The following is an 11,658-nucleotide window of genomic DNA, read 5'->3' as shown; positions in this document are numbered from 1 at the left end:
TGGTACCTCAACTAATATTCAGTTCGTTAGTTATAACGTCTTTTGATAGTCGTCTTCACTCTCGTTTGATTTTTCAAACCCAACTTGAACTAAATATTCTCGATGTTCAGGCGTCGTAGCCTTCGCTTTTAATAGGTTAATCCCACGGCTTTTTATTAATTCAGGATTCATTTGATAAAAATATTGAGCTAACTTTAAGTCTCTATACTCCGGGGTTACGTAGTCGAGAGAAACCACAAAGCTACCATCCTCATGCTTTGTTCCAACTAAAAGCCCAGCGATAGCATTATTTCTTAGCATATAAAATGCAGAGTTTTCAGTTCGAAGATGACTAGCCGTGGTTTGACGCTCAATATCTTTGATGTTGGTTGCAACAAAATGATCAAAGTATTCAGAATCTATCGTTGCAGAAACCAGTTTGAACTTATCTTTTGAGCCAGCCAGTTGATAGAGGTAATAAACGTTAATGCACGCTATTCCTAAATTCATTAGCATTGTGGGGTATGAGTTAATAAAATACGCAAAGGCCGCAAACAACAGACAACCGATGAAATTAATTACTCTAAGTTTAACAATCGATGTCATCGTCAGAGACACCAACACGACTAGTGAGGCTAAATAACCAAACCACTCCACCCAATCAAAATCCATTACACAATCCCTATGTGTTTATTTTCCTTAAAGATAGCATATCGATAAAGCAGTCAATTAGATCTAGCTAACAATTATTGGCCACGCAAATACATGAACATCCATACTTATCTTAAAGGCGTCACAAACTTCATAAGATGCTGGCACCATTCCTTAATAATACCCGAGCCATTCACACTGTTTAAAAGGCCATTACAACACTGATCATTTCGTACGGTGACCGTTAAGTACTGTACCAACTGCGTATAATTGAAGTTCGATATCCTAGAAACTTGCTTTGCGCTATCCCCTTCAAGCATGTAGTCAATGTCACTTAAGTTCTCATGTTTTAATACAAGATTTTCCTGATGAAAATCGTGATACAACTCGGCGACCAATTCTGTGCAATTATTTGATATCAGCGCATCACATTTAGCTGCAAAGCGCGTTAACCTTGACGCTACCGGTGTCTCAAGTAGTAGGTAAGAAATTCGGTCAATACTATCTTGCCAAGCAAGCATTTCTAACCACTCTTTAGGTAGGTTATCAAAACCATAAAAACTCCCAGCCAACTGACCATAAACCGTAGACGTACTGCAATAATTACTGCCCACATTGGCTGACCACAACGCTCCCTGCTCAAAACTGGAACTATGATAAAAACACCAAAGCGCAGACTCTAGCGAGCCAACAACAGTCGTATTGGTAAGCTCATGTCTATCTTTCGATATAAAGCTTCCAGTAATAATACTTCGCACTTCTTCACAACCACGCATACATATCTGTTCGAATTCCGTTTTCCGCAACGTATTCAAAACTTCTTGTTTGGTTAGCGTTGAGGAGCGAAGACATTCATGTATTAGTCCACCTAGGATCTGACTGGCGATGGCAGCACTTTGTGTGTCATGAGTCACTTCACACGATGCCTTTATTTTTTGAAGTACGGTTTTTAATGAGACTCCTTTCGCTGGGGCGAAGAAAACACTAATGGGCGCTATTCGAGCTAGGCATGCGTCATAGTCAGGAATGGTTTGATAATCAGAGGAGGCTTTATATTCTAATTGATGAGTAAGCATTGATTGCTCATTTCGATCAATTGCCTTATTTAAGTTCTCTCCAATTTTAAAATGCTCCAGTGTCGATACTGCGCATTTGTCACGCCTCCATTTTGTGTATCGGCTTATCTGGTCTCGAACGTTAACCTCACCATGAGCAAGAAGGCTATCTGATAAATTAACCGCCAATACTAAATCAAGGTACCAAACAGTACTTTCTTTGAAAAAAGTGTCGGTATTTTGAGCTTCTGTTAAATTAACTAAAGGTAGATCTGTTTTGGTTTTAAGCGCTTCGCCCAGTGCTAATCCAAATAAGGCGCCTTTTGCACTAGAAGCGTAATCAGCGTCACTTCTACAGTTAAAACTAGTCAATATTGTGTCCCCAAACAAAAGCTAATATTCATCTTTCGCGCACATGCGAATTAGAATTGGTGATGATAGTTATTCTCACCTAATATTTACTCATTCTAATTAAATTAAAACTTTTGTTGGAATATCCTTTATTCCATAGACATATTGACTTCATCGACAGTAGTATTTGCTCAGAAGTACCTACCGATGTTCCTTTGATCAATTCATTTCTTTAGCCAGTTCAATCCTATTTCTACCCAGTCTTTTTGCGCTATATAGTGCTCTATCCGCTCTTTCTATCGCTTGATTGAATGACTCTGCTTTATCAAGTTCGGCTATCCCCATCGAGCATGTTATTTTTTCATTATAAGGCCACTTGTGTGTCGCCATTTTGTGTTGGATATCTATAGCAATCTGACGTCCTTCTTTTGCACGGATATTTTCACAGATCAATAGAAACTCCTCTCCCCCCCATCGAATAAAATGCTGACCTTCCTCTTTAATGTGATGAACTTGGCGGCTAAAGTCTTGTAATACCGAATCACCACATTGGTGTCCGTATTTATCATTAATTGACTTAAAGTGGTCAAGGTCAAAATAGAGGATTACAATGCGGTTGCATGATGCCAAAAGGTCATCGATCATCACCTCACTGCCTCCTCGATTTAATGCTCCCGTTAAGCTGTCGTAACTTGCCTTTACTATATATTCCCTATTGGACTCTCGAAGTTGTTCATTCTCATTTATTAGGGCACGGTTGTGCACGTGAGTGCGAGTAAATCCGCTAATGACATAAAGAGACGCGGATAGGAGCCAGATACCTAAAAGAACTCGATAGAACACGCCATCAGACAACCATTTCCCAGTTATTTCCATCGACTCGATATTAAATAGATAATGACCTATAGGTGCTTCCGATGCGCTTGCGATACTTATGTAGTGAATATTACTAATATCGGCATAACCATGCTCAACTCCAATATTATTCTCACGACGCCACCAATCTGCGACCTGTAATGATGTTAAAGGAATCTCAATTCCATTTGGATGCTCACTAACGTCAAACTCAATTTGGTTACTTTTTAGACCAGCTAATTCGACAATATTTGGCTCATAGTGTTTTAAATAGATACGAACGGGCGTGTCGACGGTTGGCCTACCGTTAAAAAGAACGCTCATTTTTATCTTCAATGTCGCCATATTAGTAAGGTTCAGCCCAATACCTTCTTCATTGGTTTTAAATTGGTATTCACAAAATGGCCATTGATATACTTGCACTAACTGGCACTCAAAAAGCAACTTCTGTTCGTCATTCTTGAGAATATTCGATGTTGAAAAGCCACTATGAAGTGAGCCATCATTAAATGTAATACCTGAATAATCGAGTATTGAAATCGTACGGTGGGATGAGAACTGCACAAAAATTAGGGTTATCGAGATAACAATTAACACCAATATGTGGGTTTGTGCCTGTTTCATCATTTACTACCATTAATGCCGATTATACATTGGCTTATTCCCCCACTTAATGGGCTGAAGTAAGCCCTAGATCAAGAGTGAGATACTACATCGGTAGATTATACATTTTCGTTATAAATCAGAGAGATTTAAGTTCAAAATTACTGGAGTGAGTTATGAAAGCCATGAAACTGACGTGCCACTTTATATCGAATAACTGACCTCATTCTCCGTTTTTCCAGCAACTTCGGCTTCATCTAATATAAATTCACGACTTCCTTTATTTATGACTGATTCATCATTTTGTTGAGGCATATCTAGATAACGATCTCGTATATCCCAAAATTCATCGAGAATACTGATAAACACATCGTAAATGGTAGGGTCAAAGTGATTCCCTCTCCCTTCACGCATGATTAACATCGTTTTTTCCTTACTAAATGACGCTTTGTAGACACGTTTACAAGACAATGCATCAAATACATCAGCGATTGCCATAATTCTTGCTGGCAGAGGGATATGTTCACCTTTGAGCCCAAGGGGATACCCACTACCATCCCAACGTTCATGATGGTAATGAGCAATATCACGCGCAATATTCAAAAATGAATTTGCTTGTGCCTGCTGTAGTTCATCTTGCAACGCTTGTATAGATGATGAAATTGCATTAGCTCCTAAAGTCGCATGCTCTTTCATGATGTGAAATTCTTCAGGTGTTAGCTTACCCGGTTTCAATAAAATTCTATCGGGGATTGCGATCTTGCCAATATCGTGCAACGGAGCCGATTTATACATCAACGTTATTAAATCATCATTAAGTTGATCTTTATAATTTGGATGAACTTTCAAGGCATTACCTAAGGCTCGTACATAATTTTGAGTTCGCCTTAAATGCTGACCAGTTTCGTTATCACGTGTTTCAGCAAGCGTTGCCATACTCATAATAGTGACATCTTTAGTCACCATTAGCTCTTTAGTACGATCTGCGACTTTCTGCTGTAAAGAATGATTAAGTTCAATCAAATCACGTTGGGCTTTTTTCTTTAACACCTCATTTTTAACCATCAGCCAAACCAGTAGCAACCCAATGATATATATACAAAGTGCAGGGTATAGAAAGTTAAGGTGCGAGAACATTTTTGCCAAGGTAAACATTTCAGTACTTTCAACAACGACTATTTTCCAGGAGTCTTCCATACTAATTTGTTCAGTTTCTTTGTTAGGAACTTCTATCCAACTATAACGTTTGTCAATATCACTAAATGATCCTTCTTTCAGTTCCGACATCTCATCCCATAAGGGCGGATTTTGGTTCTTCAAAGAGTGGCTATTCCCCAACATAAAACCCCACTCAAGTGACTTATCGTTATTTGACAACCAGTAACCTTGTTGGTTTATCAACATCGCATCACTTGAAATCGATTTCATTTGTTCCTTAAATGTGTCTAAAACAAGATCGCCAAAATAATTAAGAATTATTGTTCCTTGAAGTCGACCATGAGAATCATACAGAGCGGTACCATACCGCATCATGGGCATGTAGGGTTCCTCAATGCGATCTTGCTCAATATTCAGGTCAAGTTGAGAAATATAAATGCGCCCTTTGTCTAGAGCCAAACTCTCTTTCACGTAATAACGACTTGCTTTGTCTTGCAGTTCAAAATGTGGCGTTGAGAATGCGTGGCCATCTCTATAATCAACCCTAACAAGCTCTTGACCATTATTATCAAGTAGGCGTATTTGAGCATACTGCGTAGAGTGGATAGCTAGATTAATAAATAGGTTTTCAATTTCGTTACGAGTGGGATCAATACCATATACCATGTAATTGCGTATCGGTTGACTGTTTGAAAGGAAATTAATATTTGCTAAGTTAGCTTCAAAGTCATGTTGAATAAAACGACTTGCTAACTTAATTGCCGTATCAATCTTTGATTGATTTTTTTCTTGGTCCAATTTAAAAAACAGTGTGTTTATCGCAATCAAAATAGCGAGGTTTACCAAAAACAAAACAGATACCAGCGTTAAAAACCTTTTACGCATTGCACGTTTATCGATAGCATTTAATTCACTTGCAGTTTTTCCCATAAAGCCTTCCTAGCAACCACTTATTTATAATTTAATATGCCACCTTTAGTATATGCGTGCGGTAGACTATTCCCCTACAAATATATTTCAATTTTGTGGTTTATCACCTTCGCCTGACCTAGATCAAATCCCAATAGACCGATCCCTAGCTTTTCGACTGTATAATAATCATGCGAATTTTCCTCATTTCTTAGAGGATCTTTTCATTTGTTAACAATTTGATCATGAAAACCCCCTACTTTCATCTGCTTTTCTTAATGTGTAAGCCTAAGTTTACTCGCGGCCGACTTATAAACACATGCAGAATTTAACAACTTGGTTACACTTAAGCTATCTGGTCATATCGAGATTTATCACTATAACCGTTAGTGTTTTCAGCGAAATGGAGCAGTCTAAAGGCGTTATTCAGGACAGCATTTTGCCAGTGTCACTGCTATAAGGTTTAAGAAGAATATATCTCGGCGTGTACTCACAAGGAGCTTGAGATGAACGTTCAATCGTTACCTATGCATCGATTCATCGACCACCATGGTCAAGTCGTAAACACCCTTCCAGATTGGGCAGATGAAACATTGCTCAAAAAGTTCTACTGCGACATGGTACTCACCCGCACTTACGATAACAAAGCCGTGGCGCTACAACGAACCGGGAAACTCGGAACGTACCCTTCACATTTAGGAGCTGAAGCCATAGGCATAGCCATAGGTCATGCGCTGAAAGCAGAGGATGTGTTTATTCCGTACTATCGTGACTTACCTGCCATGTGGGCGCGTGGGATTCCAATGGAAAAAAACCTTCAATATTGGGGTGGTGATGAGCGAGGAAGCGACTTTTATCCTGCCAATGAATCATCTACATCTTCTGCGCTAGATTCACCATCATCCAAACCACAGTGCCGAGATTTACCTTTTTGCGTTCCTATTGCCACCCAATGTACACACGCAGTTGGCGTTGCATCTGCACTCAAAATTGAAGGTAATCATAACGCTGCTCTGGTGACATGCGGTGATGGGGCTACTTCGAAAGGCGACTTCTTAGAGTCTATTAACTGTGCTGGAGCATGGAATCTCCCTTTGGTTTTCGTCGTTAACAATAATCAATGGGCTATCTCAGTACCCCGACGTCTTCAATGTGCGGCAGAGTTTCTTTCTGAAAAAGCTAAAGGCGCAGGAATTGCGGGAATAACAGTGGATGGAAACGATGTTCTTGCCGTTTTTGACGCTATAACTACGGCTCTAGATAACGCGAGAAAAGGTAAGGGCCCAACTCTTATTGAAGCCATTAGTTATCGTTTAAGTGATCATACTACGGCCGATGACGCAAGCCGTTATAGAAGTGAGGATGAGCTTCATCAAGCATGGGAGTTCGAACCGATAAAAAGGTTAAATAAATACCTTATGACACAAGGTATTTGGGATGAAGAACAAGACAGTCAATGGCACACTCAAAGCAAAAGTATCATTGAGAAAGTTGTAGAACATTATCTAAACCTTTCCAATCAAGCACCAGAAAGTGCATTTGATTATCTCTATGAATCATTAACCCCCGATCTCCATCAGCAGCGAGATGAAATCATTAATAAAGCAATGCGAATGCAGGGAGGCAAACATGGCTGAAATGACTTTAATCGAAGCAGTTAACCTCGCTTTGCATCATGAGATGGCCCACGATGAACAGGTCGTTGTTCTTGGTGAAGACGTCGGTGATAATGGAGGAGTATTTCGCGCCACTGTCGGACTAAAAGAAAAGTACGGTCTAAAACGCGTGATCGACTCTCCTTTAGCTGAAGCTTTGATCGCTGGTGTGACTGTCGGTATGGCCTCTCAAGGGCTAAGACCCATTGCGGAATTTCAATTTCAAGGCTTTGTCTTTCCAGCGATGGAGCACTTAATGTGTCACGCGGCACGCATGAGAAACCGAACACGAGGGCGACTCACCTGCCCTGCTGTATTTCGCGCGCCTTTCGGCGGTGGTATACACGCACCTGAACATCACTCAGAAAGTGTCGAAGCTCTATTCGCACATATTCCCGGGTTTAGAGTCGTCATACCGTCGTCGCCACAACGCGCTTATGGCTTATTACTTGCTTCTATTCGTAGTAACGATCCCGTTATGTTTTTCGAACCTAAACGTATCTATCGAACCGTTCGATCAGATGTTGTCGATGACGGAAAAGCGCTACCGCTTGATACCTGCTTTACTCTACGAAAAGGACGCGACCTTACATTAGTCACATGGGGAGCATGTGTGGTTGAAACCCTTCAAGCGGCCAAGACACTCTCTAAACAGGGAATAGAAGTTGAAGTCATCGATCTTGCCAGTATCAAACCCATCGATATGGCGACTATTTTTCATTCACTTGAAAAAACGGGACGATTACTTGTTGTGCATGAGGCCAGTAAGAATTGCGGTGTTGGCGCAGAGATCCTTGCTCGAACTGCAGAACAGGCAATGTGCTTGCTCAAAGCGCCACCAAAACGTGTTACCGGATTAGACACCATCATGCCTTATTATCGAAACGAGGATTATTTTCTTATTAAAGAAGAAGATATTGTGCTCGCATCCAAAGAGTTAGTGGAGGGTTGGAAATGAAGACATTTACGTTACCTGATCTAGGAGAAGGCCTGGCCGAATCTGAAATAGTTGAATGGCATATAAACGTTGGGGACAGCGTAGAGCTAGACCAAGTAATACTGACTGTGGAAACAGCCAAAGCGGTTGTCGAGGTTCCAGCCCCCTACAGTGGTAAAATAATCAGTCGGCATGGCAACGAAGGAGATGTGATTAATATAGGTAGCCTTCTCGTAGAAATTGAAGAGGTTGGTGCTCACGCTTCCAGCTCTGATTCAACCAATCAGACCTCAAAGGCGAAAGAAGACGCTGCAACAGTTGTAGGTAACGTATCTCATCAAAATCATCAAGTTGATGTTGACGATTTTTGGGTTGGAGGAGACCATAATACGCCCTCAGAAAAAGCCATTACAGCCATGCCTTCTGCTAGACTACTCGCTCAACGATTAGGGGTCGACCTCACAAGGGTTGTGGGCAGCGGTAACGATGGTTTAGTTGTCGACGCAGATATTTACAACGAATGTGATAAACAGCTTCCGGGCACTGAAGTCCTTAAGGGAGCTAGACGAACCATGGTAAACACCATGACAGAGTCACATCATAATGTCGCCGATGTAACCATTACTGAAGAAGCTTTATTGGCAGAATGGTTACCCAAAAGTGATATATCCATTCGTCTAATACAAGCCGTCATCTTTGCGTGTCAGCAGGAACCGGCCCTCAACGCATGGTTTGACGCAGAAACAATGACGCGCTGTGTGCATAGTACCGTTAATGTTGGTATAGCTGTTGATAGCGTTCATGGTCTATATGTTCCTGTCTTACGTCATGCTGATGACTATAACCCGAAAGGCATCCGTCAGTGGTTAGATAATACAGTCAAAGGGATTCGCGAAAGAAAAATCGGTAGAGAACAATTGCAGCACGCAACAATAACTTTATCAAATTTTGGTGCCATCGCAGGTATTTACGCCACCCCTGTGGTATCTCCACCGCAGGTCGCCATTGTTGGCGCGGGTCGAATTATTGAGAAAGTCATGATCAAAAATGACAAGCCTGTGGGCGTCAAAGCCTTACCTATCTCAATGACCTTTGATCACAGAGCATGTACTGGTGGTGAAGCTGCACGCTTTATTAAGGCCTTAGTCGAGCATTTACAAAAACCAACACCATAAAAACAACCTAGATGCTGTATAAACATGAGGCGTTATATGACGTTAACTGCGCAAACATACATATAACGCCTATAATTTAAAGCACACCATCATTTAGGGAGTGCTTATGCGTTGGCTTAACTTGTTTTCTTCCCAGCCTGCCTTATCTCTCGGCTCCATCCGCATACTATTTCTGTTAGTCATGGCTATCTCTATTTTTCCCGAACTTTGCTTGATTTTTCGTAGTAACGTAACGGTATCTAACTCTTTAAATTTGGGCCTTTGGAGTTAATCACATGACAATTAATGAACAGTGTAAGCAATCTCAACTTACCATTTCGCAACAAGAGATAGAGTGTCGATTTGATATGTTAGGTTTAGAGCATACTGAGCTAAGAAACCTATTAAACTACCAGCCATTAATCCAAAATAATCTTAATTCAATTGTGGAGCAGTTTTACGACAAACAGCTTCAAAATGCAGAAGTCGTCGCACTGCTACAAGACCCAGATGTACTACAACACGTAAAAGATGCCCAGTCTCAATACATCATTGAACTATTTAATGGTGTGTATGACGAAGAGTATGCCAATGGACGACTAATTATTGGAGCGGTACATAAAAGAATTAGGGTTGAACCCAAGCTATACCTTACTGCTATGAGGCAGTTAAAAGGCATCATTTTTTCGACGATAAAAGACGACAATGGCAGCAATATAGAAGTTGACGCAATTCTCACCACCCTAGATAAACTCTTCTATTTCGATACTACACTGGTCTTGGACACTTATATTAATAGCCTTATTAACGATCTTAAAAGCCACTACACAAACGACCTAAACGAAGAAGTAGCAAAAAGAACCCAATATTTAGAACTTCAGGTGAGAGTGGATGAACTGACCTGCCTATACAACCGCCGTATGATGGATGAGTCGTTAAGGAAAGAACTGAAACTCGCCTTAAGACGTCAGTATGATTTAGCAGTCATTTACATTGATATTGATAATTTAAAACGCATCAATGACGAACAAGGGCATGCTAAAGGGGATGAAGCGTTAAGAAACTTTGGCTCATTGATTAGAAGTTTAATACGCGAGACTGATATTCCATGTCGATGCGGTGGCGATGAGTTTTGCATTATTCTTCCAGATTGTAATCACCCCGATGCAATTAAAATGGCACGAAGAATTGAATATGAATACTCCATGTGTGGTCCAGATCAAACGTGCAGTACCGGTGTCGCGGTTTCAACATCAACTCATCCATTAGATTCAAAATTACTGCTACTAGCCGCCGATGAACTGATGTATCAAAACAAGAAAAATAAAAAGGAAGTGGACAGTAAAGGTAATTTAAACGGAATCGATTAGCTCAGGCATCAGCTCAAATAGATCACCCACTAGCCCGTAATCCGCTATTTCAAATATTGGAGCTTCTGGGTCGCTGTTAATAGCAACAATCACTTTAGAATCTTTCATCCCTGCTAAGTGCTGAATAGCGCCGGAAATACCAATGGCGATGTACAACTCAGGCGCAACTATTTTACCGGTTTGCCCAACTTGCAAATCATTGGCAACAAACCCCGCATCAACGGCAGCACGAGATGCTCCAATCGCTCCATCCAATTTATCGGCTAACTGCTCAACCAACGCAAAGTTCTCTTTGCTTCCAAGCCCTCTTCCTCCTGCAATGACGACTCTTGCAGCCGGTAATTCAGGACGTAACGTTTTCACTTTTTGCTGAGACACAAATTCCGTATCAGACGCAGAAATTTCTTCATTGAATTCCGTTATTTTACATTGGTTATCAGAATTCATTTCAGCCGCATCATAGGCAGAGCTGCGAATCGTCATGACTTTAATCGGATCGTTTGATTTAACTCTAGCTAACGCATTACCAGCATATATTGGTCGTACAACCACATCCGGCGCTTCAATCGCTATAACATCAGATAACTGACCAACACCGAGTAACGCAGCAACACGAGGCATTAAATCCTTGCCAAACGTCGTCGCTGAAGTAAATACATGCGTGAAAGGAGCTTCATCCTCAACACCACTTTGAATGTATTTCACTATTAGCTTCGACAGGTTTTCCGTTAACGAAATCTGATAACATTGAGCATCTGCAACGATAACATTAGTCACACCCTCTATTCCGGAAGCCGAACCCGCTACAGATTGGCAGTCGTTACCAATAACTAAAACCGATATTGATGTGGGTGTCGATGCGTTGAGTTTTACTAGAGTCTTTGCCGCGCTGATCGTTTTTAACGTATCAATCGAAATGGTTTGATTATCATGTTCAGCAATAACAAGTGCGTTTATATTATCGTCAATCATTGAACCGCT

At 40.9% G+C, this 11,658-nt stretch carries 9 protein-coding genes; 4 read left to right on the top strand and 5 right to left on the bottom strand.

Features of this window, described 5'->3' with window-relative positions:
* Positions 1-30 precede the first annotated feature (30 nt).
* The 4 genes from L4D20_RS03110 to L4D20_RS03095 form a co-directional block, all read right to left on the bottom strand.
* The gene (locus L4D20_RS03110) at positions 31-651 is read right to left on the bottom strand and encodes a hypothetical protein (protein ID WP_428800091.1); all 621 of its coding nucleotides are present in this window, start codon (positions 649-651) and stop codon (positions 31-33) included.
* A gap of 107 nt (positions 652-758) precedes the next feature.
* A complete protein-coding gene (locus L4D20_RS03105) occupies positions 759-2,057 on the bottom strand; it encodes an ADP-ribosylglycohydrolase family protein (protein WP_428800090.1) in 1,299 nt (432 codons plus the stop codon).
* A gap of 198 nt (positions 2,058-2,255) precedes the next feature.
* Complete coding sequence (locus L4D20_RS03100) at positions 2,256-3,518, bottom strand: GGDEF domain-containing protein (protein ID WP_428800089.1); 1,263 nt, start codon at positions 3,516-3,518, stop codon at positions 2,256-2,258.
* A 180-nt stretch (positions 3,519-3,698) separates the two neighbouring features.
* Positions 3,699-5,582 carry an HD domain-containing phosphohydrolase gene (locus tag L4D20_RS03095; RefSeq protein WP_428800088.1) on the bottom strand — a complete coding sequence of 628 codons (1,884 nt, stop codon included), beginning with the start codon at positions 5,580-5,582 and terminating at the stop codon, positions 3,699-3,701.
* 485 nt (positions 5,583-6,067) lie between these two features.
* Between L4D20_RS03095 and pdhA the strand changes: the two genes are divergently transcribed.
* The 4 genes from pdhA (at position 6,068) to L4D20_RS03075 (ending at position 10,677) form a co-directional block, all read left to right on the top strand.
* Positions 6,068-7,198 (top strand): pyruvate dehydrogenase (acetyl-transferring) E1 component subunit alpha, encoded by a 1,131-nt coding sequence (pdhA, locus tag L4D20_RS03090; protein WP_428800087.1) that lies wholly within the window; start codon positions 6,068-6,070, stop codon positions 7,196-7,198.
* Positions 7,191-8,174: an alpha-ketoacid dehydrogenase subunit beta gene (locus L4D20_RS03085; protein WP_428800086.1), complete on the top strand. Its 984-nt coding sequence runs from the start codon at positions 7,191-7,193 to the stop codon at positions 8,172-8,174. The genes pdhA and L4D20_RS03085 overlap by 8 nt, the downstream gene beginning before the upstream one ends.
* Complete coding sequence (locus tag L4D20_RS03080) at positions 8,171-9,328, top strand: dihydrolipoamide acetyltransferase family protein (protein ID WP_428800085.1); 1,158 nt, start codon at positions 8,171-8,173, stop codon at positions 9,326-9,328. The genes L4D20_RS03085 and L4D20_RS03080 overlap by 4 nt, the downstream gene beginning before the upstream one ends.
* A 275-nt stretch (positions 9,329-9,603) precedes the next feature.
* On the top strand, positions 9,604-10,677 hold the full coding sequence (locus L4D20_RS03075) for a GGDEF domain-containing protein (protein ID WP_428800084.1): 1,074 nt from the start codon (positions 9,604-9,606) through the stop codon (positions 10,675-10,677).
* Here L4D20_RS03075 and L4D20_RS03070 read toward each other — a convergent pair.
* Entirely contained in the window at positions 10,660-11,649 is a 990-nt protein-coding gene (locus L4D20_RS03070; protein ID WP_428800083.1) for an electron transfer flavoprotein subunit alpha/FixB family protein, read from the bottom strand. The genes L4D20_RS03075 and L4D20_RS03070 overlap by 18 nt on opposite strands.
* Between the last annotated feature and the right edge of the window lie 9 nt (positions 11,650-11,658).

Origin of the sequence: Vibrio kyushuensis (assembly GCF_050337325.1) — a bacterium.
Classification (GTDB): Bacteria; Pseudomonadota; Gammaproteobacteria; order Enterobacterales; family Vibrionaceae; genus Vibrio; species Vibrio kyushuensis.
Note: the sequence above shows the minus strand (reverse complement) of the source record. Positions and strands in the feature narration are given on the sequence as shown.